28 protein-coding genes and 1 pseudogene are annotated in these 24,053 nt (G+C 61.5%); 17 read left to right on the forward strand and 12 right to left on the reverse strand.

What is annotated here, in order from left to right; genetic code table 11:
- Positions 1 to 157 precede the first annotated feature (157 nt).
- From OO12_RS22885 to OO12_RS28280, 8 genes and pseudogenes are all read left to right on the forward strand, one after another.
- Positions 158 to 748: a cytochrome b gene (locus OO12_RS22885; protein WP_034161067.1), complete on the forward strand. Its 591-nt coding sequence runs from the start codon at positions 158 to 160 to the stop codon at positions 746 to 748.
- A gap of 73 nt (positions 749 to 821) precedes the next feature.
- A complete protein-coding gene (locus OO12_RS22890) occupies positions 822 to 1,769 on the forward strand; it encodes a metallophosphoesterase family protein (protein WP_235364973.1) in 948 nt (315 codons plus the stop codon).
- A gap of 33 nt (positions 1,770 to 1,802) precedes the next feature.
- A complete protein-coding gene (locus OO12_RS22895) occupies positions 1,803 to 2,162 on the forward strand; it encodes a cupredoxin domain-containing protein (protein ID WP_034161068.1) in 360 nt (119 codons plus the stop codon).
- 31 nt (positions 2,163 to 2,193) lie between these two features.
- A complete protein-coding gene (locus OO12_RS22900) occupies positions 2,194 to 2,811 on the forward strand; it encodes a sigma-70 family RNA polymerase sigma factor (protein WP_082006751.1) in 618 nt (205 codons plus the stop codon).
- A pseudogene (locus tag OO12_RS29450) lies at positions 2,808 to 2,909 on the forward strand (zf-HC2 domain-containing protein); the annotation flags it as partial. The gene OO12_RS22900 and the pseudogene OO12_RS29450, both read left to right, overlap by 4 nt.
- 18 nt (positions 2,910 to 2,927) lie before the next feature.
- Positions 2,928 to 3,620, forward strand: coding sequence for an anti-sigma factor family protein (locus OO12_RS22905; protein ID WP_235364974.1), 693 nt, complete (start codon positions 2,928 to 2,930; stop codon positions 3,618 to 3,620).
- 57 nt (positions 3,621 to 3,677) lie between these two features.
- Entirely contained in the window at positions 3,678 to 4,937 is a 1,260-nt protein-coding gene (locus tag OO12_RS22910; RefSeq protein WP_034161069.1) for a GDSL-type esterase/lipase family protein, read from the forward strand.
- Positions 4,937 to 5,236: a hypothetical protein gene (locus tag OO12_RS28280; protein WP_152616610.1), complete on the forward strand. Its 300-nt coding sequence runs from the start codon at positions 4,937 to 4,939 to the stop codon at positions 5,234 to 5,236. The genes OO12_RS22910 and OO12_RS28280 overlap by 1 nt, the downstream gene beginning before the upstream one ends.
- A gap of 332 nt (positions 5,237 to 5,568) precedes the next feature.
- Here the strand turns inward: OO12_RS28280 and OO12_RS28285 are convergent, their stop codons facing one another.
- From OO12_RS28285 to OO12_RS28760, 3 genes are all read right to left on the reverse strand, one after another.
- Positions 5,569 to 5,760, reverse strand: a complete 192-nt coding sequence (locus tag OO12_RS28285; RefSeq protein WP_152616611.1) for a hypothetical protein — start codon at positions 5,758 to 5,760, stop codon at positions 5,569 to 5,571.
- A gap of 107 nt (positions 5,761 to 5,867) precedes the next feature.
- Positions 5,868 to 6,020, reverse strand: coding sequence for a hypothetical protein (locus tag OO12_RS28755; RefSeq protein ID WP_160296887.1), 153 nt, complete (start codon positions 6,018 to 6,020; stop codon positions 5,868 to 5,870).
- Positions 6,020 to 6,205 (reverse strand): hypothetical protein, encoded by a 186-nt coding sequence (locus OO12_RS28760; RefSeq protein WP_160296888.1) that lies wholly within the window; start codon positions 6,203 to 6,205, stop codon positions 6,020 to 6,022. The genes OO12_RS28755 and OO12_RS28760 overlap by 1 nt, the downstream gene beginning before the upstream one ends.
- Positions 6,206 to 6,377: 172 nt before the next feature.
- Here OO12_RS28760 and OO12_RS22925 point away from each other — a divergent pair, with 172 nt between their 5' ends.
- The 3 genes from OO12_RS22925 (at position 6,378) to OO12_RS27190 (ending at position 9,044) form a co-directional block, all read left to right on the forward strand.
- Entirely contained in the window at positions 6,378 to 7,931 is a 1,554-nt protein-coding gene (locus OO12_RS22925) for a PAS domain-containing sensor histidine kinase (RefSeq protein ID WP_235364975.1), read from the forward strand.
- On the forward strand, positions 7,924 to 8,547 hold the full coding sequence (locus OO12_RS22930) for a response regulator transcription factor (protein WP_034161072.1): 624 nt from the start codon (positions 7,924 to 7,926) through the stop codon (positions 8,545 to 8,547). Before OO12_RS22925 ends, OO12_RS22930 begins: the two co-directional genes overlap by 8 nt.
- 77 nt (positions 8,548 to 8,624) lie before the next feature.
- Positions 8,625 to 9,044, forward strand: a complete 420-nt coding sequence (locus tag OO12_RS27190; protein WP_052216198.1) for a response regulator — start codon at positions 8,625 to 8,627, stop codon at positions 9,042 to 9,044.
- Positions 9,045 to 9,236: 192 nt separating this feature from the next.
- On the opposite strand, the gene OO12_RS22940 is transcribed toward OO12_RS27190, so the two are convergent.
- Complete coding sequence (locus OO12_RS22940) at positions 9,237 to 9,719, reverse strand: DUF6544 family protein (protein WP_327196047.1); 483 nt, start codon at positions 9,717 to 9,719, stop codon at positions 9,237 to 9,239.
- A gap of 461 nt (positions 9,720 to 10,180) precedes the next feature.
- On the opposite strand from OO12_RS22940, the gene OO12_RS22945 reads away from it, so the two are divergent.
- Together OO12_RS22945 and OO12_RS22950 are read left to right on the forward strand one after the other, a co-directional pair.
- Entirely contained in the window at positions 10,181 to 10,744 is a 564-nt protein-coding gene (locus tag OO12_RS22945; protein WP_034161074.1) for a hemerythrin domain-containing protein, read from the forward strand.
- Entirely contained in the window at positions 10,741 to 11,229 is a 489-nt protein-coding gene (locus OO12_RS22950; protein WP_052216199.1) for a response regulator, read from the forward strand. The genes OO12_RS22945 and OO12_RS22950 overlap by 4 nt, the downstream gene beginning before the upstream one ends.
- On the opposite strand, the gene OO12_RS28290 is transcribed toward OO12_RS22950, so the two are convergent.
- Positions 11,183 to 11,425: a DUF6894 family protein gene (locus tag OO12_RS28290; protein ID WP_152616612.1), complete on the reverse strand. Its 243-nt coding sequence runs from the start codon at positions 11,423 to 11,425 to the stop codon at positions 11,183 to 11,185. The two genes, OO12_RS22950 and OO12_RS28290, sit on opposite strands and share 47 nt — an antisense overlap.
- 262 nt (positions 11,426 to 11,687) lie before the next feature.
- Between OO12_RS28290 and OO12_RS22955 the strand changes: the two genes are divergently transcribed.
- On the forward strand, positions 11,688 to 12,065 hold the full coding sequence (locus OO12_RS22955) for a hypothetical protein (protein ID WP_034161075.1): 378 nt from the start codon (positions 11,688 to 11,690) through the stop codon (positions 12,063 to 12,065).
- Here OO12_RS22955 and OO12_RS22960 read toward each other — a convergent pair.
- The 4 genes from OO12_RS22960 to OO12_RS22975 form a co-directional block, all read right to left on the reverse strand.
- On the reverse strand, positions 12,049 to 12,669 hold the full coding sequence (locus tag OO12_RS22960; RefSeq protein ID WP_034161076.1) for a response regulator transcription factor: 621 nt from the start codon (positions 12,667 to 12,669) through the stop codon (positions 12,049 to 12,051). The two genes, OO12_RS22955 and OO12_RS22960, sit on opposite strands and share 17 nt — an antisense overlap.
- A complete protein-coding gene (locus OO12_RS27195; protein ID WP_052216200.1) occupies positions 12,666 to 15,743 on the reverse strand; it encodes a PAS domain S-box protein in 3,078 nt (1,025 codons plus the stop codon). Before OO12_RS27195 ends, OO12_RS22960 begins: the two co-directional genes overlap by 4 nt.
- A gap of 171 nt (positions 15,744 to 15,914) precedes the next feature.
- On the reverse strand, positions 15,915 to 16,169 hold the full coding sequence (locus tag OO12_RS22970; protein WP_152616613.1) for a hypothetical protein: 255 nt from the start codon (positions 16,167 to 16,169) through the stop codon (positions 15,915 to 15,917).
- The gene (locus OO12_RS22975; RefSeq protein WP_034161078.1) at positions 16,135 to 16,725 is read right to left on the reverse strand and encodes a division/cell wall cluster transcriptional repressor MraZ; all 591 of its coding nucleotides are present in this window, start codon (positions 16,723 to 16,725) and stop codon (positions 16,135 to 16,137) included. The genes OO12_RS22970 and OO12_RS22975 overlap by 35 nt, the downstream gene beginning before the upstream one ends.
- Positions 16,726 to 17,012: 287 nt before the next feature.
- On the opposite strand from OO12_RS22975, the gene OO12_RS22980 reads away from it, so the two are divergent.
- The 3 genes from OO12_RS22980 to OO12_RS22990 all read left to right on the forward strand — a co-directional run bounded on the left by OO12_RS22980 (position 17,013) and on the right by OO12_RS22990 (position 19,718).
- A complete protein-coding gene (locus tag OO12_RS22980) occupies positions 17,013 to 18,419 on the forward strand; it encodes a cell division protein FtsZ (RefSeq protein WP_052216201.1) in 1,407 nt (468 codons plus the stop codon).
- Between the two features lie 148 nt (positions 18,420 to 18,567).
- Positions 18,568 to 19,056 (forward strand): hypothetical protein, encoded by a 489-nt coding sequence (locus OO12_RS22985; RefSeq protein ID WP_034161079.1) that lies wholly within the window; start codon positions 18,568 to 18,570, stop codon positions 19,054 to 19,056.
- A complete protein-coding gene (locus OO12_RS22990) occupies positions 19,056 to 19,718 on the forward strand; it encodes a BON domain-containing protein (RefSeq protein WP_034161080.1) in 663 nt (220 codons plus the stop codon). The genes OO12_RS22985 and OO12_RS22990 overlap by 1 nt, the downstream gene beginning before the upstream one ends.
- 44 nt (positions 19,719 to 19,762) lie before the next feature.
- On the opposite strand, the gene OO12_RS22995 is transcribed toward OO12_RS22990, so the two are convergent.
- Genes OO12_RS22995 through OO12_RS23005 form a run of 3 tightly spaced genes read right to left on the reverse strand, consistent with a single transcriptional unit; the run spans position 19,763 to position 23,897 of the window.
- Positions 19,763 to 20,812: an acetate/propionate family kinase gene (locus OO12_RS22995; protein ID WP_052216202.1), complete on the reverse strand. Its 1,050-nt coding sequence runs from the start codon at positions 20,810 to 20,812 to the stop codon at positions 19,763 to 19,765.
- Positions 20,800 to 23,217 carry a phosphoketolase family protein gene (locus OO12_RS23000; protein WP_052216203.1) on the reverse strand — a complete coding sequence of 806 codons (2,418 nt, stop codon included), beginning with the start codon at positions 23,215 to 23,217 and terminating at the stop codon, positions 20,800 to 20,802. The genes OO12_RS22995 and OO12_RS23000 overlap by 13 nt, the downstream gene beginning before the upstream one ends.
- The gene (locus tag OO12_RS23005; protein ID WP_152616615.1) at positions 23,214 to 23,897 is read right to left on the reverse strand and encodes an NAD(P)H-dependent oxidoreductase; all 684 of its coding nucleotides are present in this window, start codon (positions 23,895 to 23,897) and stop codon (positions 23,214 to 23,216) included. Before OO12_RS23005 ends, OO12_RS23000 begins: the two co-directional genes overlap by 4 nt.
- Between the last annotated feature and the right edge of the window lie 156 nt (positions 23,898 to 24,053).

The raw sequence follows: 24,053 nt of genomic DNA on the forward strand, positions 1-24,053 counted from the left end.
TCGGGTCCAGGCGCAACGCTTCTCGGAATAGCGTGACCGTGCTGCCCCGCTGCGAACGACACGCACCGGGAATAAAATCCGAACGCGTCCAGTCCTGAAGGGGAATGATATGGCTGCCCCACACAGGAGCAGCCATCCGAGCGAGCCGGAGCGCAAGATGGACCCAACCACCGCAATCGATTCCCCAGCCGTTGCGGAGGAGGTGCAACGACATGACGCCGTATCGATGACGCTTCACTGGCTCACCCTGTTGCTCTTGATCGTCCTGTTCTGGACGGCCTGGGCACGGGAGGAGGTGAGCGACGGCGATACTGCGGCGTTGCTCCTGACCGTTCACCGTTCGACAGGCGTTTTGATCTGGGCCGTCACGCTGTTCCGGCTTGCCTGGAAAACGACGGCGGCCCGGACGCCGGCCCTGCCATCGGGGATGCCAAGAGCCCAGCGATGGGCAGCGCGCGCCAGCGAAGTTGCCCTTTATCTGATCCTGGTCGCCCAGCCGATAACCGGTTTTGTCCAGAGCATTGCGCGCGGCAAGCCCCTGCCCCTGCTCGGACTGTCGGTCCCGGCCGTGATGGCACGCGACGAGGCGCTGACGCACCTTTTCCATGACATCCATGAGACAACCGCGACGGTGCTGCTCGTGCTTGTCGGCCTGCATGCCTGCGCTGCGTTGCTGCACGGTATCGTGCTTCGCGACGGCGTGTTCAGCTCGATGCTGCCGGCGCGCAAGCGATCCACCGAAGAATAAATTCGCCGCTGGGGAATATCGCGCCGCGACGGCCGGTCTTCCTCGTTGAACATCTATCATTGGGGTGACGATGATGACCGACGACATCGAAGAAGGCATGAACCGGCGCAGCCTGCTCAGCCACTGCGCCGGTTGGGCCGGTACGGGCGCGCTCTATACACTCACCGGCGGGATCGCCTCGTCGATCAGCCTCGATGCAGCGCTGGCCGCGCCGCTGGCCAGGGGCAAAACCAAGCCCTTCACCTTCCTGCAGATCAGCGACACGCATCTCGGTTTCGACAAGCCCGCCAATCCCAATGTGCGCGGCACCGCACTCGAGGCGGTCGCCAAGATCAAGGCGCTCACGCAGAAGCCCGATCTCATCATTCACACCGGCGACATCACTCACCTTTCCAAGGACGAGCAGTTCGACGACGCCAAGCAGATTCTGAGCGATCTCGGGGCGCCGATCTTCCATGTCCCGGGCGAGCACGACTTTCTCGACGAGGGCCAGGGCAAGACCTATCTCGCGCATTACGGCAAGGGCACGCTCGGCACCGGCTGGTACAGTTTCGACCATAATGGTGTGCATTTCGTCGCGCTCAACAATGTCGCCAATCTCAAGCCCGGCGGCATGGCGCATATCGGTGACGACCAACTCGCCTGGCTGAAGAAGGACCTTGCCGGCCAGTCGGCGAGCACGCCGATCGTCGTGTTCGGCCATATCCCCTTGTGGACCGTCTACGAACAATGGGGTTGGGGCACCGACGACAGCGCGCAGGCGCTTGGCTTCCTCAAGCGCTTCGGCTCGGTCACTGTCCTCAATGGCCATATCCACCAGATTATCCAGAAGGTGGAAGGCAATGTCTCTTTCCACTCGGCGCGCTCGACCGCCTATCCGCAGCCCGCGCCGGGAGCTGCTCCGTCGCCCGGCCCCCTGAAAGTCCCGACGGAGCAGCTTCCCTCAATGCTCGGCATCCGTACCGCACGCTTCGTGCGCGGCAACGAACCGATCGCACTGATCGACCAGTCATTCGCCTGAACGATCCCCCTGATCATTTCCGTGGAGTCAATAATGACAAGTTTGTCCAAATCCTTGCGCCATGTTGCGCTGCTGCTTGCCCTTTCAACGCCGGTGATCGGACTGGTCACGACGCGCACCGCGATCGCGGCCCCCGCCAAAACGCAGGCGGTATCCATCAAGGGGTTTGCGTTCAGCCCGCAGGTCCTGACGGTCGCGCCCGGCACGACCGTCACCTGGACCAATGTCGATGAGGATCCGCACACCGTCACTGCCAACGACCGGAGCTTTCACTCGGCTGCGCTCGATACGGACGACAAATACAGCTTCACCTTCACCAAGCTTGGTGACTATGCCTATTTCTGTTCGCTTCATCCGCATATGACCGGCAAGATCGTCGTAAAGGCGGGCTGACGATGATGCTGGCATGCAAGGCAGGACGACCATGAACGGCCGCGGATTCTTCCGTCCCCGCCTGGTGTCTGCCCTGCGCGGTCGGCAACGAGCCCAGGAACGCGATCAGGCGTTGCGGACCGAGCACTTCCGGCTTGTGATGCTGCCCCATATGGACGCCGCCTACAGCTATGCGCGGTACCTCAGCCGCAACAGCGCGATCGCTGAGGATGTCGTGCAGGATGCTTTCCTTCGCGCCTTTCGCGGGTTCGACAGATGGCGCGGCGACAATCCCAAGGCATGGCTGCTGGCGATCGTGCGCAATTGCTATCTCGATACCGTCGCGGCGCGGCGGGATCCGTTACGCGGCGCCGAACCGGTCGAAGCGATCGACGAGTGCGCGACCGTAATGGGCCAGGTCGAACAGCTGGAGGATCGGGCGGCACGGCGCAGCGATGCCGCCATGCTGCGCCGGACGATTGAGGATTTGCCCGAACCATTCCGTGAGACATTGGTTCTGCGCGAGCTGGACGAACTGAGCTACAAGGAAATCGCCACGATCACCGGAGTTCCAATTGGCACCGTCATGTCGCGCCTCGCCCGCGCAAGGGCCATGCTCGGCGCACTTCTCCTGCCGCAAAGTGGCGAAACGTGGGAGGCGCGAACATGACGGCGTGCGACGACAAACTATTGTTGCTGCAAGCACATGTCGATGGAGAGCTCGACGCCGCCAACGCTGTCGCGCTCGAAGCGCATTTACGGAGCTGCACCGCTTGTGCCGATGAATTGGCGCGGATCGAGGCGGTACGAGGAATTCTGGCAAGTGCCGAGCCCGGCTACCGCGCCCCCGAAGGTTTGCGGTCGCGCATTGACGCACTGATCGACGCTGAAGCTCAGGCCGCGCCCGGTCCTTCTGCGCGACGTCCGGTCGAGCGAACGCCCGAATTCCACCCCAGCGCCGGCGTGATGGCGATCAACAGAAACTGGGGGGGCGGACTGGCGACAGGTCTCGCGCTCAGCGCGGCGCTACTCTTTGCGCTGCCGCAGCTCATCCGCTCGAATACCGAGGACCAGTTGATCGACAGCCATATCCGATCGTTGTCGCTCAGTAGTCATTTGACCGATATCGCGACGTCCAATCGTCACGTCGTGAAGCCCTGGTTCAATGGCAAGATCGATTTCGCGCCGCCAGTTCCCGAACTGGCGGCGAAAGGCTTCCCGCTGGTTGGCGGGCGGCTCGACTATGTCGACGGCCATGAGGCTGCGGCGATCGTCTACCGGCGGCGGCTGCATACGATCAACGTCTTCGTTCTACCGGCGGGAAAGCTCTCCTTACCGGTTAGCATGAGCAGTAAGCATGAGGGCTATAGTGTTGTCCGCTGGACGAAGAATGGCCTCGCATTCTGGGCGATCTCAGATATCGACCTGGCTGACCTCGAGCTTTTCCAAAGGACGTTTGTCAGTGAGCCCAGCCTGTAGCTGGATTTCACCGCGATCTATCGGGAGTTGGCATCTGAGCCAATTGGAGTGGCGAACATGAAACGCGTTCTGCTCGGGCTTCTCCTCGCTGCTCAGATATTATGGCCTGCGAAATCGGAAGCTCGTGTGACGATCGGCCCGCACGCCGCTCAGGAACCGACCGGCTTTGTCACTGCCTGGGCGACGACCTTGGATGCGGCTGAACCGGAGAACCTGGCGACCGGAAAGAAGCCGCGGACTCAGTATGAAACAGTCGACCTGGCTCTTTCAGGCACCCAAGTCAGGTTGAGATTCTCCAACATCTTGAATGTGAAGCGTTTGGACATTGTGGAAGCGTCCATCGCCTCCGTGTCGAATGGAAAGGCTGTCGGGAAAAGGCTGGCCCTCAGTTTTGGGAGAAGAAGGGGAACGATGATCTCCCCCGGGGAAGCGACTTTCAGCGACCCCATGAAATTGCTCGTGCGCGCAGGAGACAGACTCTCGATCAGTTTTACATTGAGGCAATCTCTCGAAGAGGCCCCGCTTCATGATATCACGCTCGACCCGCCGGCAACTTCCGATAGCGGCGAGAGTGCATCGGGCAGCGGGACGAGACCATCCGACCGAGCCCAACCCTGGAGACTTGTCGACCGCGTGCTGGTGAACCCAAGGCAAGCAGCAAACGTGGCGATCGCTATTGGCGACTCCCTTACCGACGGCGATGGGGATATCAGCACCAAGCGCGAGACATGGCCGTGGATCGTTTCCAAAACGCTGTCGGAGCGCCTGATTGTTCTTAACCTGGGTCGCGCCGGTTCGAGACTTGAGCGTGACGGGCTTGGCATAAGCGGCCTCAAGCGCTTGCGATCCGATGGGCTGACGATTCAGCATCTCAAATATGTGTTTCTCGAATTTGGCCTCAATGATCTCGGATTCCCGGGTGTGACTTTGGGATCAAAACTGCTGGAGACTCCAGCGCGTGCGCCGAGCGGACAAGAGCTTGAGCGTGCATTTACAAAGGCAATCGCGATGACGCATCAACGCGCGATCTGCGTCGTCATCGCCACTCTTCCACCTTTTCATGACGCCGATTTTCCGGGCTATTTCTCGGAAGGCAAGGAAAGCGCGCGCCAGCAGCTAAACGCCTGGATTCGGCATGCAGCTCCAGCGGATGCGGTCATGGATATCGATGAGTCTCTTCGGGATCCAACCTCTCCGACTCGCCTCAGAGAGGCGTTCAAGTCGCGCGACGGCCTTCATCCCAATCGCCTGGGCCAGAAGGTGATGGCGCAGACGGCACTGGAGGCGTTCAATAAAGCCAAAGCCAAATGTGGGTGATGAGTTCCGCCGACGTAGCACCATGCGCCCGCACCATATCAAACGCCACCTATACCTGGCTCCACGACACCGGCGGGGCAGAGGGGGTGCCAGGGCAAGAGGTCTTCGACAAAGCAGCGATGCCTCCCGAACTTCTCGGGAAGCGTAATGCGGCCGGGCAATTTCGCGAGGTGCCCGACGGCTTCCAAGGCGATCCGACTTTGGTCGCGTCGGACATATTCGACAACGATGGCACTCTTGGCGGCTTCATGGAAGAGATCGCGGTGAGTGTGTGGTCGCACTCAAGCTATCGCCGATAGAATCATGGCGGTCCGCAGCTTAGGAAGTTGAAAAAACGGCAGAAATCTGCCGTTTTTTTGACGTCCTCGAATGTTCCCGAAAGAACAATGGTGCCCAGAAGAGGAAACCTGATGGACGCCCAAGCAACTGACTTCAAAGCGCGATTTCCATCGCCTTCTCGCCAAGAGACACATTATCACGCACACGTCGCGGCGCAACCCTTAGGCTTCCAAGCGAAACAGCGAAAAAACTTCGGATACTCTCGCGAGGACCGTATTTCGATCGATCAAGCTTGCTTATGGGCTCGATCGAGCACGCGGAAATTCGCGCCGTGATCGATAACGTTTTCCATTTATCGATCAAAATTTGGTTTATCCATGATCGATAAATCGCCGATATATCGATCATGATGTGAAACTGGCAGCAGCCGGAATGGCCGGACTTTTCCCGTGATGCGTCCCGGCTCCAGAAGGCAGACGCCCTGTTCCTCGAAGGCGCAGGCATTGCGCCGATTGCTGCTCGACGCGTGGAGCGTATTTGTCATGAGCGCCGCATCCTCCGCACAGGAGACAGAGACGGAAGGCGCCAATTAGAATTGAAGTATAACGAAAAAATCGCACAAAATGGTTCTGGCTATAATAACAGCCATAATCAAATAGCGACTTTTGGCGCACCATGGCGACCTTGGGTGGCGGAAAGTTCATCGAGGAATTGAACGGCGAGACGCAGTAAAATTCCTTGAAACTGTGAACAACCCAGACGAGATGCGCCTAATTGACCCGTAAAACCTGGCAATGCTGCCATTAAACGGCGCTCCCCACTTCAATGTGGAAAACCACAATAGGTGATGCCGCTTCACCGGTGCATTCCCCGATCATCGCAAAGCAGGTGATGATGATGACGCAGATGCTCGGGAAATGTTTCAGGCCACTCGCCACGATCAACACGCGAATTTTGATTGGCGGCGGCGTTCTCGGGTTGGTCCTCATCAGCGAGGCGGCGTTCGCGTTTGGGGCCAACCTGGTATAGGATGATGCTTCGCCGGTCGTCAGTTTGTGCACCCCGGATCAGCGACTGGCCCCCGCAGCATCGGTCGGGTGGAAGGCGCACGCTTCAAATGATAGCTCGCAACCCGCTTCGGCTGACGACGCTTTTACCGCTGTGACCGGCACGGACGACAGCGACACCGCTTCGACAATCGACAATACGGCACGCCATCAGGCCGCAATGGCCGAGGAATTGGGCCTGCTGATCGATGGTGCGACCAACTACGCGATCTACATGCTCGACCCCCAAGGGCGCGTGACAATCTGGAATCGGGGCGCGGAACGAATCAAGGGTTGGACCGAGGCGGAGATCATCGGGCGAAATTTCGAATTATTTTACCCACCTGAGGATATTGCCGCGGGCAAGCCCTCGATCGATCTTGCCCGCGCCAGTCAAGAAGGCCGCTTTGAGGAGGATAGCTGGCGCATCCGCAAGGACGGATCCGAATTTCTCGCCAGCGTCACCGTCACCGCGCTGCGCGACGAGGCTGGCGCGCTGCGTGGCTTTGGCAAGGTGATCCGCGACATCACGGACCATAAGGCGGCAGAAGCCGCGGTCGCGCGACGCGAACACCATCTGCGCTCGATCCTGGCGACAGTGCCCGATGCGATGATCATCATGGATGAGCGTGGCACCGTCGCCTCGTTCAGCGCGGCAGCCGAGCGCGTGTTCGGCTATGCCGAAGCGGATGTCGTGGGCCGCAATGTGAGCATGCTGATGCCCGATGCAGATCGAGGCGCGCATGACGACCATCTCAAAACCTATCTCGCGACCGGTGTTCGCCATGTCATCGGCAACGTGCGAAACGCGACGGCGCTCCGCCGCAATGGCGACAGCTTTCCGATCGAACTTGCGGTCGGCGAGGTGTCGATCGGCGGCGAACGCATTTTCACCGGCTTCATTCGCGACATGACCCGGCGGCGCGACACCGAACGCCAGATGCGCGATCTCCAGTCGGAACTGCTGCACGTCTCGCGAGTCAGCGCCATGGGAACGATGGCGTCCACGCTGGCCCATGAGATCAATCAACCCCTGACCGCCATTGCGAACTATCTCGAAACCGCGCGAGATATGATCGGCGAGACTGACGACGTGCTGATGAAGGATATCGCCGAGGCGCTTGCGCTGGCTGCGGCTCAGTCCCTCAGGGCGGGCACCATCGTCCGCCGGCTGCGTGCATTCGTCGATGGCGGCGAAACCGGTTTCCGCATCGAGCGGCTCGACGAATTGGTGGACGAGGCGACAAGCCTTGGATTGCTCGGCGCACATGAGGCCGGGATCACGGTCATGATGACGATCGCGGCCGGTCTCGACCGGGTGCTGGTCGATCGCGTGCAGATCCAGCAGGTGCTGGTGAATCTGATCCGCAATGCCATTCAATCGATGGGCGGGTCGGCGCGCAAGGAATTGACCATCGCCACCGCCCCTGATCGTGCTGGCTGGGTAAAAGTCACGGTCACCGATACCGGTGCCGGGATCGACCCCGCTGTCCGCGAGCGGCTGTTCGAAGCATTCGCCACGACGAAGGAGGATGGCATGGGGCTTGGCCTGTCGATCTGCCGCACGATCGTCGAAGCCCATGGCGGCCGGATTTGGGCCGAAGCGTCCGAGGGCGGTGGCACCGCATTCCATTTCTGCGTTCCTCTCGCCGGAGACGAAGATGTCTGAACCCGAACGCATCGTTCATGTCGTCGACGATGACGAAGCCATCCGTCAATCGATCGGCTTCATGCTGCGCAAGGCCGGATTCACGGTGAAGAACTATCCGTCAGGCACCGACCTCCTGAAAGTCGCGAACCGACAGCTGCAAGGCTGCGTCCTGCTCGACGTCCGCATGCCCGGTATCGACGGGCTGGAGGTGCAGCAGCGTCTGGCGCAGCTCGGCATCGCGCTGCCGGTCATCATGCTGACAGGGCATGGCGACGTCTCGCTCGCGGTGCGCGCGATCAAGGCCGGCGCGATCGAATTCCTGGAAAAGCCTTTCGAGCGGACCGCGCTGCTGGCGGCGATCGAGGAAGCTTTTCGTCTCGCTGATCGGGGCGAACAGAAACAGCTCTCGTCCGCCGATGCGGTCGTGCGACTGGCCGGACTGACGGCGCGCGAGCGTGAAGTCCTCGACGGGATGGTGCTGGGGCGGCCGAACAAGCTGATCGCATATGATCTCGGGATCGCGACCCGCACAGTCGAGGTCCACCGCGCCAACCTGATGGCCAAGGTTCATGCAAACAGCCTTTCGGACGTCCTCAGGATCGCTTTCTCGGCGGGGTTGGACGAGCGCGCGTAAGGCGCGTCACCCCTCGCCTTCTACGTACAGACAGCCGCCGGCTGGCATGCCAGATCTGCTCGTCACAAGGACAAGTGATGACACAGCAGAGCCACTCCCCCTCCACCGAAAGCATCGGCGTCTCGCTGGTCGATGGCGATGCCGCCATTCGCCACGCGCGCCAGTTGATGCTGAGGTCGGAAAACTACGATGTGCGGTCCTATCCGACCTCCACCGCGCTCCTCGCCGATCCGCGATCGAGAGACTATCCGTGTATCGTCATCGATATCGAAATGCGCGAAAGCGATGGCCTTGACGTCCTGAGGCAGATGCGCGCGAGCGGCTGGCGCGGCAAGGCGATCCTGCTCGACGGCGAGGATCCGGCGGGTGACGTGGCCAAGGAGGCCAAGCTTCACGGCGACCGGGTATTCGAGCGCACGATTGGCGACCGGCCGTTAGTCGCCGCGATCGCCGCATCGATCGATCGCAGCTGGAGCGGGTGGAACACCCAAGGCTAATCGATACGCCAATCGTCAATCCGTCCCTGCCAATAGACGCCTTCGCGACCGGCAATCTCCCAGCCGACTTCGCCGGCGAACGGCAGCCATCGGCCGAGATGAGAGCGATCGTCCGAAAAATGCCCCCGCGATCGGTTCGATGCGGAGCGCGGCCGATCGGTGCGAAGGCCTCGGCAATGCGCCCCTCCCCGCTTAGGGTGAGGACGACTTCGACAGCGCTTTCGCCAATCCCAGCACCGACCACCAGCTTGTCCGGGCCATCGACACGCCAGCGAAGCGATGGATTGGAGAGAATGGCGTCGGGGCCCATGTCAGTTCGGCGAGATACCGCCTCAGCTCACCATGTGCGAGCGCGGGCGTGGGCGGTGTACGCGCGATCGGGATGACGCGGAGCGCCATGACATCGAGGCGTGCCACGCCGTCTTCCAGCGCGTCGCACACGAAGATCAAGCCGATCGGACCGAAACGCGCGCGCCACGCAAAATCGCATGTTCCAGATGCGATGGTCTGACGGGCGCTGAACAGCATCCAGGAGTCCGAACCCAGCGCACGTTTCATGCGCCCCGCCTGGGTCAGCGTGACGATTGACCCCCCTGCCCTGCGGACACGCGCCGAGGCGCTGAGCGAGGTTTCGCACGGCGACCGGCAGGCCTTCAGACGGGCGGGGACCGCAATCGACCATCAGGCGCGCCTCATCGCGCGGCACTCAGCCAATGAACGATTGTGAACAGGATTGCCCCGCCACCCGACCGCATTCTTCGTTTGAAAACGCTTCTCGAAAGAACCAGCCTCAGCCGATCGACGCTTGATCACAAAATCGACGCCGGCACATTCTCCCACATAAGTGCGCATCGCCAAGCGGTGCGTCGGATGGCGGGAAACAGCCATTGCCGCTAGGATGCGCAATCCGATGTTTTACGATGCGGCCGATTATCCGCCGAGGTGGCGCGCCAGGATCCCGCTCCCCTCCGTATAAGTACAGCACCGCGTCGTAACCCCCGAGTCATCGACGACTGCGACAAGCGGCGTTGGGCGCATTTTCCGCCTGCGGGCCGCCATGTCGAACGATTGCCTCGAAACGAAGCGATTTGACAGCATCATCTTTCGGTGCCGCTCATCCGAACGAGAGAGGACGAATGATGATGCTCACGAGATTACTCCGAGAGCACGACAAGCTTCGCACAATCGGCGCGGATTTGGCCGTGCTGGTTTCGTCCAGCGAGCCATGTGATCTTGATGAACTGGTACAGAAACGCTGCGAGATGACACGAATGGTGCATCAGCATCTTGCCTATGAGGAGCGGCAGTTGTTCCGGCGCCTCCGAAATGATCCGGACCCGGCGTCGCGCAGAGCCGTCGACGATTGCGCGACCGGCATCGAACAGCTCCATGTCGCCTACAAGGCGCATGTGGCAATGTGGACGGTCAAAGAGATAGCCGCCCGTTGGCCCGATTTTCAGAAGGCCGTGAAGATGCTGATCATCGGCATGCGGATGAAGCTGGATCGCGAGGAACGTGAGCTGTTCCCCCTCGTCGCCGAAACCACGGAAGTGGGGCCGCGCTGGCTCCCGGGTACCCGCAACTGGGCCGGCGACGGGATTGAGATCCAGTCGGCCATAAGGCGCTCAAGCGCGGTGCGCGACCCGGCGCCGTCCTTCATCCACACCACTTCCCTAAAGATATCGCGACAGACAACATGATCCCCATCCGGGTCCTGATCGTCGACGATTCCGTCACGATTCGCGCCATGCTCGAACATATCATCTCACGCGATCCGGCGTGCCAGGTGGTCGGCATTGCGGCAGATATCGACGACGCCCGCACCTTGATGCGCACCAGCCGACCCCATGTCATAACGCTGGATCTGGCCATGCCCGGCCTGGGCGGCCTGTCTTTCCTGGAGGAATTGAAGGGACATCCGCATCCCCCGATCATCGTCCTGTCCTCATCGGCCAAAGACGGCGCACCCGAAGTGGAGGAAGCGATGACGAGCGGTGCAGCAGCGTGCTTCGACAAAGGCAAATTGCTGAGCGCCTGTCCGTTGTTCGTGCGCACGCTGAAAAAAACGGCGCGGCTGACCAACGTAACCGCATCGGCCAAATTCAAACACCAGCCGATGCCGGTCATCCCACAGGCGACTAGGCCGTCAAAGGCTCCGCACTCTCGGCCAGAAACTTCAGGGTGAACAACATGACCCGGTCAGCATCGGAGACAGTCATTTTCCAGGCTTCACAGTTCCAGAAGCGTTCTGGCATCTCCTTGAGGACCTCGGCCGAATACCGCACCGCCTCCATTCTCGCCGCGGCCAAATCGGGCCATTCAGATCCCTGCAAGTCGGGCAAATCCTCACCGTCCACGATATCGAAGAAATAGTGGGGCATAACGTCTTCCAGCTCGGGGCGAGAGCGCCACGGCTCTCAGTCGCCTATGCCGCTTGGGTAAGAAGACGATGGCGAAATCTACAGTGGAACGCCGCCTGGTGCAATATAGTGGATACCCATAGCGGTTCAGGATGCGGGACAATTTCATCGAGAACATTTGAGTGCCATTCCAGCATGGCGTCGTCACGGCCACCAATAGGTATTTTCCCGAGCGAGCCGCTCGTGATGGCGTCGCTAAAACGATGCGTCCGGGGGCCTTAAGATGCGGGAGGTCGTCCAAGCGAAAGATGATCTGCTGGCACTGGTGGTTCGCGACCTCGGCCTGCGCAGCGCCCTGATCGGGCGTTTGTCGATGCTGGGGGAGAGCATTCTCTCTTTGGAAGGGTCATTTGAACAACCCGCGATCCGCCGGCACGCGCGTCCGCCGGTGATCCTGATCATCGACCTGGAAAGCCTTGATGGCCGGCTCGATGAGCTGCTTGCAACGCGACACTGGAAAGGGATCATCATCATTGCCGAGGCAGCGGCGCCATTGGACAATGACCAGGTCCGAATGGTCGGTTTAGGCGATGCACTTTCACGTGTCGTGGAAACGCTCGCGGACTGGCGCTGCGATTCGCGGCTTATCCCGGCGGAATGAGCCCTGCTGCAAAAGCGATGCGCAATGCCTCGGGCAGATTACGCACGCCCAGTTTTGTCATCAGATTGGCGCGATAGATCTCGACCGTGCGCGGGCTGATTTCGAGTTCGTGAGCGATAACCTTGTTGGCCCGTCCCTCGATAAGTCCGGTCAGCACGTCGCGCTCACGTGGCGATAGTGCAGCGATCTTGGCCGCGGCCTGTTGCATATGTGCAGCAGCAGCACTGTCCTCCGTCAGCCTGGCAAACGCGCCCTCGATCGCGGTGAGCAATAATTCGGCCTGATAGGGCTTTTCAATGAAGTCGATCGCGCCCGCCTTCATCGCCTGCACCGCAAGCCCTACATTGCCCTCGCCAGTAACGATGATCGTCGCGAACGCTTTGGCATCCTGATCGCGGATTGCCTGCAGCACATCGAGTCCACTGGCCCCCGGCATATGAAAATCGAGTAGCAAGACGCCGGGATCGAGATCGGGCACCTCCGCCACAAACTGGTCGCCGCTGCGGAAACTGCGCACCACCAGATTAGTTTGCAGGGACAACAAGGTATGAAGCGACGCGCGCACCGCGTCGTCATCGTCGACGAGATAGATTGTGCGTGTCATCCCTCCAACTCCTCCACTTCTTCGAGCGCCGGCAGCGTGAAGCGGAATTCCGCACCACCGCCGATACGGTCCATCGCAACCAGCTTGCCGCCATGTGCCTCGACAATGCGCCGCGATATCGACAGGCCGATGCCCATGGCGGAACCCGACTTGGTCGTCGCAAACCGCGAATAGAGTTCGCCGCCGATTGACTTGGGCAAACCCCGGCCATTGTCGCTCACCGAAAGCTCGTTCATGCCATCCGCCACCCGACGCGAAGCGATGACGATCTCACGCGCGCCGGTCGGCTGCTCCCGCAGCGCATCGACCGCGTTGCGCAGAAGATTCACCATAACCTGCTGTACCTGAATACGGTCGGCGAACACCATGTCGGCAGCGGGGTCGAGGTCGTAGCTCAACTTGATTCCGAACTGGGCGGTGCCGAACAGGACCAGATCGACTGCCTCGCGAACCGTCTTGGTAAGCGATTCAGCACGCATTTCGGTTTCACTCTTGGCGAGGAAGTCGCGCAACCGTCGGATGATCTCACCCGACCGCAACGTCTGATCCTCGCCCATTTTGAGCAAGTCAGCGACCCGCGTACTGTCCTCACCGCGTTCGATCAGCATGCGCGCCGAAGCAAGAAAATTGGCGGTGGCGCTGAGCGGTTGGTTCAGTTCGTGCGCCAGATCGGCCGCGACCTCACTCATCGCGCTCTGACGTGAGATATGGGCGAGTTCGGCATTGAGCTCGCTCATCCGTTGTTCCGTGGCATGCCGATCGGAGACGTCGCGAATGACGCCAGTGAACATGCGTTCCCCACCAAACCAAGCCTCTCCGACATTCAACTCGACCGGAAAGGGCTCACCGTCCACGCGCCGGGCGGTGAGTTCACGGGCGAGCCCGCTGGCGTCCCGCGGTCCAGCATCGAACGGACGCGCGAGAGCCTGGCCATGCGCCGCGGCAATCACCTCCGGGATCAACAATTTGACGTCGCTACCGATCGCGGTGGTGCTGTCACAACCAAACATGCGCTCGGCCGCCGCGCTGAAGCTGCGGATCGTGCCGGCCAGATTGAAAACGATCGTCGCGTCCGGAATGACGTCAATGATCGACCGCAATTGCTGCGCCGCTTCGCGCTCATAGCGTTCGGTGACGTCGACATTGGCCGCGACGACCGAGGCAAGCTGGCCATCTTCCTGATAGATCAGCCTCGCGGTCCCTTCGATCGTGCGCATGGCGCCGTCCGGCTGTCTGAAGCGATACTGGAAGGTGATCCGCTCGTCGTGATTGGCCGCCGCGCGGGCAACCGAATCCATCACCCCCTTGGTATCCTCCGGCTCGACCAGTGCTTCCCACAGTGCGAAACTGCTCAGGCTGCCGGGTTCCAGGCCTAGTCGCTGCTCGGACCCGGAAGACCATTCCAATTGCCCGGTCACGACGTTCCAGTCGGATATGCCGAGCTGATAGGCTTCCGCAGCGATCGCGAAACGCGTTTCGCTGGCGCGCAATGCGGCTTCTTGTTCGATCCGTTCGGTCATATCGACATTGGCCGCGACGATCGACGCCATCACGCCGTCCGCGTCATAGAAACACCGCGCGGAACCTTCCACCGTCCGGGTCAATCCATCATTCTGGCGCAAGTGATAGCGAAACGCGATGAGTTCATCATGATTGCTTGCCGCACGGGCGATTGTGTCCATCAACGCCTCCGCGTCGCCCGGTTCGATCAGCGCAGCCCATTTTTCGTAGGTTGAAAGGCTGCCGGTCTCGAGCCCGAGTCTGCGCTCGGAGCCCGGCGACCATTCAAGCTTCCCACTCGCGATATCCCAATGGGATACGCCAAGACGCTGTGCTTCGGCGGCGATGGCGAAGCGGGCTTCGCTTTTGCGCAGTGCCTCTTCGGCGCGAACGCGATCAGAAATGTCCAGCATCTTGACGACGAACAGCGCTTCACGACCAGGGCGTTCTACGACCTGAGTGCTCTGGAGTACTCTGATCCGCGATCCGTCACGGCACCCGACACTCAAATCGATTTCGCCGACCGAAGCAGCGCCGGAAATCTCGCGCCCATTCGCCCCTGCGCCATGTGGCTGCAGCAATTCCTGCATTTGTCGACCAATCGCATCGATCGCAGACCAGCCATAAAGCTGTTCGCAACCGCGTGACCAATGGACGATTTCACCGTTGGGCCGGGTCAGCACGATCGCCGCGACATCCAGCGCACTGGTGATTTCCTGTGATTTGGCCTGTTGATGCGCGAGTCGGTCGATGGAGAGCCGAACCAGCAATCCAACAACGACGACATTACATAGAATGGCGATCAAGTCGGTCGAAAGCGGCGATACCAGGAACGCGATCGGCACCCATCGCACGACGACCAGGGGCAGAATCGGCAGCAACACAACAAGCCCGACAAGAGGCCATCGCAGGCGGTTTCGCGCCCTAAAAAGATTCCAGCGCGTGCCCTGACGCCAGAACAGGAAGGCGGACGCAAGCAATATGTTGGCGAGCGCCGCAGGAAAGGGCGATATCAGGGTTCGCGTCACGGTATCGCGCGCCGGAATGATTGCGAACAGCAGCACCATCGAGAACAAGCCGACGCACAGCGAGGCCGCAGCGAGCAGATTGGCGAGCCCCGCGCTAATGTTGCCGCGATGCGCCGACAGGAGCAGTGCCGTGCTGAGAAAAGCGAACGCAACGATCGAATTTATCGCCGGCGGGTCGCGGAATCCGGCGGCGCCCCACACCAGGCGTTCAACGGAAAACGGCGTGCCGACGCCCGGCAACTCCCCGCTCGCCTGTGCGGTGAACGCGAATAATGCGATCAGGAGAGGTATGGCAAGCAGCAGGGGCGCCACGCGATAGTCAAGCAGGGTCGCGGCGAAGCCGGCGAAGAGGAACAAATAACCCAGGGCCGCCAAGGGCCATATCGGGTACCCGGCAATGCCGAAGCCCTGGAGCACCGGCACGTCGACCAGCCATCCGGTAAACGCAATACCGCTGACAAGTCCCGCGGCCGCGACAAGGCCGAACACGATCCTCTGCTCTTCGACTGCCGCGTTCGTCCGACGCGCAGCGAGTTGCCGCTTCAATTCTTCGCTTTCCCTTCCGGTAGCGCTTTTTTGTGGAATAGAACGCTAGCACCGTCAGGGCTAAGAGGCGCGCTGGAATGAGTATGGAGGCAACTATCTGGTCCAAAACGGCTCTAATCCTTCGCGGATGAACATCGACAAGCGGGGTCGTTGTGCTCCGCTCCGCCAAACTCACCTCATCGACAGGCGGCGCACGATCGGGCGCTGCGGTCGTTTCTGCCGCAGCCAATCGATCAGCCGCCAGTACAGCATCGCGCCACCGATGCGCAGGACATCCCCCGGCAGCATGCTGTGCCGATCGGCCGGCGACCGCGAACCATTATTGCCTGGCCAGAATTCGGCGGCGTGTGACCCGCGCACGACGCGAAAGCCGCTTGGTACGCCCCTCCACTCAGTTGCCGGCTGCGCCTTGGCCGACCGGATCATGTCGCGGCTGCATCGCCGGCACCGGCTGAAGGCAAACCCCTGATTGATCTGCACGTCGAGCATCATCGTGTGGTTCGGCAGGTGACAGCGCAGAGGCATGGAGAACCTCGTTTCCTATATGAACCATGAGATGGTGGGTCGCGAGTGTGATGAGATCAGAGGGGCCCCGCTTGAGCACGTAAACCAGATCCCAGATTTCGAAGCGCCGCCCGGTCGCGACGAGCAACACCGAGTGCCCGATATGGCCGCGCTCGCGCATCAGCGCAGGCAGGATCATCATGTCGCCGGGCGTGACCAGCGTCGATTCGACAAAGCCATAATCTCGGCGCAGGCGATGCGGATCTTCCGGGATGCTGCTGGCCTCGGCGTCGAACTGCCGTCGCATCGCATAGAGACGATCGAACGCAACAAGGCACTGTGCTTCCTCGTGCAAGCCGATGAACAGCATTTTGTCCGGTGACCGGAGCCGGATCGTTTCGCCGAAGTGATGCGGCAGCAGGATCTCACCGTCGCTTGTCACATCGCACACAGCGCTACCAAAAAAGAGCTCGTCCATTAGTATCCCCATTGCCGCCATGGCAACGTGGTTAACTGAGGCCTCTCGAGTCGTAGAATTCCGTTAAAGTACGATCGTGATATCCCGGACCCGTTATATTGCGTAGTCCATGTGACTATTAAATACAGCCACTCCATCGACACAGTAAATTGTCGAATATTGCCGACAAATGATGGCGCATGACCCGAGGATCCGCTGCAGCCGCGTAGTTATACTGGATCGCGACTCTCTGCTTGTCGGAATATCTCTCCGATCTCGGCACGACTCGCCGCGGCAGGAGCATTGGGATGGCGAAGAATCAGGCGGAATGTTGTGATACGCCCGGCGTCACCGTGTTTGGCGTTGGCGGTGCGGGAAGCAATGCGGTGGCGCAACTGATCGGGCGCGACGACTGCGGCATGAAGATCATCTGCGCTAATACCGATGTGCAGGCACTTCGCGCCGTCCCGGCCGCCAGCCGGCTGCAACTCGGGCAGAGCCTGACCGGTGGGCTGGGTGCCGGCACGCGAGCCGAGATCGGACGCGCTGCCGCAGAAGAAGCGATGCCGGAGATTGTCCGTGCGCTGGAAGGGTCTTCGCTCTGCTTTATCGCGGCCGGGCTTGGCGGCGGCACCGGCACCGGTGCCGCGCCGATCATTGCCCGCGCGGCCCGCGACAAAGGTATATTGACCATCGGCGTCGCGACCATGCCCTTCGCCTTTGAAGGCAAAAGGCGCATGCACGCGGCGGAAATGGGTTCGATCGATCTGCGCGGCAGCGTCGATGCACTGATCACGGTATGCAATCAGAACCTGCTTGACGTCGTTGGCCGTGAGTCCACGCTGCGCGCCGCGCTCGGGCTCTCGGATTCGATCGTCTGTGAAAGCGCGACCGACTTCGCATCGTTGCTCGGTACAACCGCTTTGAAGCGCGTCACTGCGGCTGATCTGCGCGCGATCCTGTCGTCCAGCGGCAATGCGGTCGTGGGCTTCAGCGAGCGCTGTACTGGCAAGGACAGGGCGGCCGAAGCGGCGAAATCGGCGCTGAACAATCCTCTGTTGGAAGGAGTGCCGGCGACGGCGCAACGCCTGCTCGTCACCGTGGCGGGCGGCGGCGATCTGGGCCTGTTCGAAGTTGATGAGGTGATCGCGTTAATTCGAGCCGGCACGATGGACGATGTGGAACTGGCTTGGGGGGCCGTGATCGACCCGGCGCTCACCGGGCGGCTGCGCGTGGGCATCGTCGCCGCCGGCTTGCCCCCCGCCCAGCCGATCGGAGATAGCGCGGCGGCCTATATCCTGGTCCCGCGGGCAAACATCCAAGAGGCAGCATATCCTACCCCGGCAAACGATGTTTCAGCCGCGCTCTCCTTTCCTCGTGCGCAATGTCCTGGCATGCCCCCCGCAGCGGCAGAGATCATCGCATCGGTCTCCATCCCATCGAAATCCATACCAACAAGCACTGACTGTGAAGAACCCCTCCTGACATTGACGCCCGACCTGACCGCCGTCGCCGGTACAGCGGGCGAAGCGATAACGGGAGATGGCCCAGCGCGTCAGGCCAGGACGCCAAGCCTCGTGGATCGCCTTTTTGACGCGACGCATGACCTGAAGCGACGTCTGGGTCGCCGCCTAAAAAGGACCAGCGATCATATCGCTCCCGCGACATCGCGGACGTTTTATGTCGCCGAGGCATTCGCCTCGCCGCGCCCCTAATTGGCAATGTTATGGCCCGTTGACGAGAGCGACATAGTTGGCATTGTGCTTTTTGGATCTGTCGGCGACGGCTCTGATGGGTTTGAGCTAGTTGAAGAAACGCTCAACGAGGTTGCGGCATCGATGGCGGAAAACGCTGAACGCGGGAATGTTGACCTGGCGCGCGAGTCATCGCTTGTCACCGGTGCTCGAACGCCGCGCATTGGTCCGCAACCAGTGGCACCTCGCCGGCGAGGCGTTGATCGCGTTAATCACGGTGATGGCCGCCTCGATGATCGTCACGCTCGGCCCTGTGCCGCTTGGCCTCGGCAGTTTCGAGACCTGGTCGACACCGGCACTTAGCCTTTTAGGCGTGCTTGGAGACAGCGTTCGCGGCGCCCCTGATGCTACGCGGGCTCACTCTCTGGCTGCCCTTACTGCCACGCTTGTTCATGATGCGTGTCATCGTCCGGAAAAGGCCCCGCCCCTGCGCGCTCGGGAAGCCCGGTTGAACCGGCTGGGGCCGATTGCGCGGCCGGCTCCATATCGCGCCGTGGGACTCTGCGTAGTTTCCGAGCGTATCGGGCGACAGCGATCGGGCATAATCATCATGGCGTCGACAGGATCGATCGTCTTTTTTCGAGAAAGTATTCGCTGATGACTGCCCCCACGAGCTGCGATACCGATCTGCAACGAGATATAGTCGCTGAATTGAGCTGGGATCCGAGCGTACCGGCCGGCCAGATCGGCGTCACCGTCAAGGACGGCGTGGTGACGCTGACCGGGCATACGACCAGCTTCTTCGGCAAACATGCAGCGGAAACCGCCGTGAGCAGGGTCAAGGGTGTCCAGGCGATCGTCGAACATGTTGAGGTGGTGCTGAACGGCAGCACCAAGTTTCACGACGAAGACATCGCCGCGGCTGCCAGCTTGCGACTGGGGTCCGACGGGGCGATTCCGCAGGGCGCGATCATTCCGCGCGTCGAAGACGGGTGGATCACCCTCCTCGGCGAAGTGGATTGGCATTTCGAACGCGATGCGGCGGAACGGAATGTGCGGCCGATCGCCGGTGTCGTCGGCGTGGTGAACATGATCACGGTCAAGCCTCGCGTCGATGTGCTCGACGTGCGCGAGAGCATTCGCAGCGCCCTGCATCGCTCGGCCTTCCTGGATCGCGATACCGTCATGGTCGCGGTCGATGGCGGCACGGTTCGCCTGACCGGCAGCGTCTCCTCGATTCACGAACGCGACGTGGCCGAACAGACCGCGTTGCAGGCAGCCGGTGCGGTCAGCGTCGTCAACATGCTCACCATCGCCTAGCGTATCGTCGCGGGGCTTCCGGAGTGTAGGTCGCTATCCCGCGATCAGGCGGCAAGGCTGGCCGTGTGCAGCGCGATCTGCTCGTCTTCCAGCGATCGCAGGACACGGATTTCCGTGCCGCTCCACGCCAGTTGCCGGCGGAGCGCATCGCCAACCGATGTGTCGTGCTCCCCGATCCCACCGGTCAGGACTAGCATATCGATCCCCTCAAGGACCGCGATCATCGCGCCGATCTGCTTGCGGACGGATTGGTAGAACAATCGGACCGCCAGATCCGCGTCCGGATTATCTGCTGCGGCCTCGTGAAGGACACGCATGTCGCCGGACAGGCCGGACACGCCCAGCATGCCGGATTGATGGTCGATGAGCTGTTCCAGTGCGGCACCGTCCAGGCCTTTTTCGCGCAGCAGATAGAGCAGGACACCAGGGTCGATATCCCCGCTCCGCGTCGCCATCACCACGCCGCCGGCGGGGGTGAGCCCCATACTGGTGTCGATCGACCGGCCATCCCGCACGGCGGTGACGCTCGCGCCATTGCCGAGATGGGCGATGACCAGCCGTGCCGGCAGATCGGGCCCAAGCTGTCGGACGATGGATTCACACGACAGCCCGTGAAAACCATAGCGCCGGACGCCGGGTGCGCGAAAGACGCCGGGAATGGGGAGTATCCTCGCCACATCGGGCATGCCCGCATGAAACGCCGTATCGAAGCAGGCGGCCTGCGGCAGTGTCGGATAACGCGTGCGCGCGGCCTTGATCAGCGCAAGGGCGGCAGGGCCATGGATCGGTGCGAACGCACAGGCGCTGACGAGGTCACGGATGACGGCATCGTCGATCAGGCAGTGGGCATTTCGGTCCGCCCCGCCATGCACCACCCGATGGCCGATCGCGATTGGCGCCGGCGCATCAGCCCTACCAAGCGCCGCGTCGACAGAATCGAAAAGGGCGCCGTGGTCGTCGGTCGTCTCGAAGCTGCCGGCAACCAGTTCCCTGGGTACCCCGCGCCCCATTTCAAAGAGGCCGAATTTGAGCGACGACGACCCGCTGTTGAACGCAAGGACCACGGAGCGAGCATCGGCGATCACCGCAGCCATTGCCAGTCGCGCACCTCCGGCAGATCGTCGCCATATTCGGCGATGTAGAGCTTGTGACGCTCCATCGTCGTCCAGTAGCGATTGCGCTCCCGATCGACGATGTGATGCAGTCGCGGCACCCGCTCGATCGCATCCAGCGCCAGGCGGTAGCGGTCGAGGTCGTTGAGCACGACCATGTCGAACGGCGTCGTCGTGGTGCCTTCCTCCTTGTAGCCGCGCACATGGATATTGGCGTGGTTGGTCCGGCGATAGGTCAGCTTGTGCACCATCGCGGGATAGCCGTGGAACGCGAAGATCACCGGTTTGTCGGTGGCGAAAAGCGCATCGAACGCGTGGTCGTCCAGCCCGTGCGGGTGTTCCGATTGCGGCTGCAGGACCATCAGGTCGACGACATTGACGACCCGGATGCGGATGTCCGGCACATAGTGGCGCAGCAAGCTGACCGCAGCCATCGTCTCAAGCGTGGGCACGTCGCCGGCGCACGCCATGACGATATCGGGCTCGCCCTCATCGCTCGCCCAATGCCAGATACCGGCACCGGTCGTGCAGTGCCGCACCGCCTCGTCGATCCCGAGCCATTGCCATTCCGGCTGCTTGCCCGCCACGATCACATTCACATAGCCGCGGCTGCGCAGGCAATGATCGGCGACGGACAGCAGGCAGTTGGCGTCGGGTGGCAAATAGATGCGCGCGACATCTGCGGTCTTGTTGGCGACATGGTCGATGAAGCCGGGATCCTGATGCGACAGGCCGTTATGATCCTGGCGCCAGACATGCGAGGTCAGCAGGTAGTTGAGCGAGGCGATCGGCGCGCGCCACGGAATCTTCTTGGTGACCTTCAGCCATTTGGCATGCTGGTTGACCATTGAATCGACGATATGGACGAACGCCTCGTAGCAGGAGAACAGGCCGTGGCGGCCGGTCAGCAGATAGCCCTCGAGCCAGCCCTGACAGAGATGCTCGCTCAGTATCTCCATCACGCGTCCGTCGGCGCTGAGATCGGTATCGATCTCCTCGGTCCTCGCCATCCAGGCCTTGCCGGAGACTTCATACACCGCGTCGAGCCGGTTCGAGGCAGTCTCGTCGGGGCCGAACAGCCGGAAGTTCACCGACTCCAGATTGCGCTGCATCGTGTCGCGCAGATAGGAGCCAAGGATGCGGGTGGCCTCCGCCCTCACGTGTCCCGGAACTGATACCGGCACGGCATAATCGCGAAAATCGGGAAGCGACAACGGCTGGAGCAGCTCACCGCCATTGGCATGGGGGTTCGAGCCCATCCGCCTGTGCCCGGTCGGCGCGAGCGACGCATAGTCGTCGCGGAATCTGCCGTGCTCGTCGAACAGGTCCGCCGGCCGGTAGCTGCGCATCCATGCCTCGAGCTGGCGCAGATGCTCGGGATCCGTGAAATTGGCGATCGGCACTTGGTGCGCCCGCCAGGTGCCTTCGACCGGTTTGCCGTCGACAACCTTCGGGCCAGTCCAGCCCTTGGGTGTCCGGAACACGATCATCGGCCAGCGAGGACGTTCGGGAGCGGCTCCGGGGACACGTGCGGCCGCCTGGATTTCCTGGATGCGGGCGAGCGCCCGGTCGAGCGAACCGGCCAGCAGCTGGTGCATTTCGGCGGAATCATCGCCCTCGACGAAAAAGGGATCGTAGCCATAGCCGCGCAAGAGATCGCTCAGCTCGTGCGGATCGATCCGGGCGAGGACGGTCGGATTGGCGATCTTGAAGCCATTGAGATGGAGGATCGGCAGCACTGCGCCGTCGCGTGCCGGATTGAGAAACTTGTTGGAATGCCAGCTGGTCGCCAGCGCGCCGGTTTCGGCCTCACCGTCGCCGACCACACAGGCAACGATCAGATCGGGATTGTCGAACGCGGCGCCATAAGCATGGGCAAGCGAATAACCGAGCTCCCCACCCTCGTGAATCGACCCTGGGGTTTCAGGCGCGACATGGCTGGGGATCCCGCCGGGCCAGGAGAATTGCCGGAACAGCCGGTGCATCCCGCTCCGGCTGCGCTCGATTGCCGGATAGCGCTCGGTGTACGAGCCTTCCAGATAGGTATTGGCGACCAGTCCCGGTCCGCCGTGGCCGGGTCCGATGACGTTGATCATGTTCAGATCATGCTCGACGATCAGCCGGTTGAGGTGGACATAGAGGAAATTCAGACCGGGCGTCGTACCCCAATGGCCGAGCAACCGAGGCTTGATGTCCTCGATCGCCAGAGGGCGCTCGAGCAGCGCATTATCGCGCAGATAGATCTGGCCGACGGACAGGTAATTGGCCGCGCGCCAATATGCATCCATGCGGCGCAGCAATTCCGGAGCCAGAGGTCGGCGCGGGTCCGCTCGATTGCCGGTCTCCGTTGTCGGGCGGCTTGGAGCTGTTGGGGCAAAGAGGTTCATTGCGCGAATAACCCGACGAGTCCGGCATCAGCGAGCAGCGCTTCGTCGCCGAACGCAACCTCGGCGCACATTCGCCTCGCGCGATCCTCAACGTCACGCAGATATTGCAGCGCGAAGCGCTCGCTGAGGTCATCGGTGATATGATCGAAACGGACATGCGACTGCGCGTGCATGCCGAAGGCGTGCGCCAGATAGTCGTCAAATACATCGCGAAGCGACTGTTCCTGCCCCTGTTCGTTGAGCCAGCCATTGGTCGCCGCCGAAGTGGTGAAACTCAGCAGGCGCTTGTTGCCGAGCAACGGTGTCGGCAGGCGATGTTGGACAGCATCCGGCCCAATGCCCGAGCCCAGCACGCGTTCGACATAACCCTTCATCATCGCCGGCGGGGTGCCGAACCAGATCGGGTAGATGAGCACAAAAACGTCGCCGCCGGCAATTGTCGCAAGCTCATGCGCAACATCGGGCGACGGCACAAAGCCAGGTCCGGGACGCTCGCTGGCCTGAAGGATCGGATCGAAGCCTATCGCGTACAGGTCCCGGAACACCACTTCGTGCCCGTTCGCCCGCACGACGTTGCAGTAGGTGTCAGCGATGGAATGGTTGAAGCTCTCGGGAGCCGGGTGGCAGAGAATGACCACATGCCGTCCATGGCTGGCTTGATCCGGTCTTGGCGGTTTCATGGCGCACATTCCGATGGTCAATCGCGACCTTTCGAAGCGATGCCGGAAAGAAGCGAATATGGGGATCAGCGGGCCCGTTGCTGATCTCAGTCGCACATAGGCCCCGTGCCGGATGTTGGTCAGCCTCGGAAACTACGCAGGCCCCACAGGCGCGTC

The sequence above is a fragment of the Sphingomonas sp. ERG5 genome, assembly GCF_000803065.1.
Classification (GTDB): Bacteria; Pseudomonadota; Alphaproteobacteria; order Sphingomonadales; family Sphingomonadaceae; genus Sphingomonas.

Bases quoted from the DNA above. Each gene is read 5' to 3' on its own strand.
- OO12_RS28285 (WP_152616611.1), bottom strand. From the start codon at position 5,760: ATGACAAATACGCTCCACGCGTCGAGCAGCAATCGGCGCAATGCCTGC.
- OO12_RS22985 (WP_034161079.1), top strand. From the start codon at position 18,568: ATGTTGACCTGGCGCGCGAGTCATCGCTTGTCACCGGTGCTCGAACGC.
- OO12_RS28280 (WP_152616610.1), top strand. From the start codon at position 4,937: ATGAGTTCCGCCGACGTAGCACCATGCGCCCGCACCATATCAAACGCC.
- OO12_RS22895 (WP_034161068.1), top strand. From the start codon at position 1,803: ATGACAAGTTTGTCCAAATCCTTGCGCCATGTTGCGCTGCTGCTTGCC.
- OO12_RS22990 (WP_034161080.1), top strand. From the start codon at position 19,056: ATGACTGCCCCCACGAGCTGCGATACCGATCTGCAACGAGATATAGTC.
- OO12_RS22910 (WP_034161069.1), top strand. From the start codon at position 3,678: ATGAAACGCGTTCTGCTCGGGCTTCTCCTCGCTGCTCAGATATTATGG.
- OO12_RS28755 (WP_160296887.1), bottom strand. From the start codon at position 6,020: ATGGCAGCATTGCCAGGTTTTACGGGTCAATTAGGCGCATCTCGTCTG.
- OO12_RS22900 (WP_082006751.1), top strand. From the start codon at position 2,194: ATGAACGGCCGCGGATTCTTCCGTCCCCGCCTGGTGTCTGCCCTGCGC.
- OO12_RS22930 (WP_034161072.1), top strand. From the start codon at position 7,924: ATGTCTGAACCCGAACGCATCGTTCATGTCGTCGACGATGACGAAGCC.
- OO12_RS27190 (WP_052216198.1), top strand. From the start codon at position 8,625: ATGACACAGCAGAGCCACTCCCCCTCCACCGAAAGCATCGGCGTCTCG.
- OO12_RS22980 (WP_052216201.1), top strand. From the start codon at position 17,013: ATGGCGAAGAATCAGGCGGAATGTTGTGATACGCCCGGCGTCACCGTG.
- OO12_RS22955 (WP_034161075.1), top strand. From the start codon at position 11,688: ATGCGGGAGGTCGTCCAAGCGAAAGATGATCTGCTGGCACTGGTGGTT.
- OO12_RS23005 (WP_152616615.1), bottom strand. From the start codon at position 23,897: ATGAAACCGCCAAGACCGGATCAAGCCAGCCATGGACGGCATGTGGTC.
- OO12_RS22885 (WP_034161067.1), top strand. From the start codon at position 158: ATGGACCCAACCACCGCAATCGATTCCCCAGCCGTTGCGGAGGAGGTG.
- OO12_RS28290 (WP_152616612.1), bottom strand. From the start codon at position 11,425: ATGCCCCACTATTTCTTCGATATCGTGGACGGTGAGGATTTGCCCGAC.
- OO12_RS22945 (WP_034161074.1), top strand. From the start codon at position 10,181: ATGATGATGCTCACGAGATTACTCCGAGAGCACGACAAGCTTCGCACA.
- OO12_RS22950 (WP_052216199.1), top strand. From the start codon at position 10,741: ATGATCCCCATCCGGGTCCTGATCGTCGACGATTCCGTCACGATTCGC.
- OO12_RS22960 (WP_034161076.1), bottom strand. From the start codon at position 12,669: ATGACACGCACAATCTATCTCGTCGACGATGACGACGCGGTGCGCGCG.
- OO12_RS22890 (WP_235364973.1), top strand. From the start codon at position 822: ATGACCGACGACATCGAAGAAGGCATGAACCGGCGCAGCCTGCTCAGC.
- OO12_RS22995 (WP_052216202.1), bottom strand. From the start codon at position 20,812: ATGGCTGCGGTGATCGCCGATGCTCGCTCCGTGGTCCTTGCGTTCAAC.
- OO12_RS23000 (WP_052216203.1), bottom strand. From the start codon at position 23,217: ATGAACCTCTTTGCCCCAACAGCTCCAAGCCGCCCGACAACGGAGACC.
- OO12_RS28760 (WP_160296888.1), bottom strand. From the start codon at position 6,205: ATGAGGACCAACCCGAGAACGCCGCCGCCAATCAAAATTCGCGTGTTG.
- OO12_RS22970 (WP_152616613.1), bottom strand. From the start codon at position 16,169: ATGATCCGGTCGGCCAAGGCGCAGCCGGCAACTGAGTGGAGGGGCGTA.
- OO12_RS22975 (WP_034161078.1), bottom strand. From the start codon at position 16,725: ATGGACGAGCTCTTTTTTGGTAGCGCTGTGTGCGATGTGACAAGCGAC.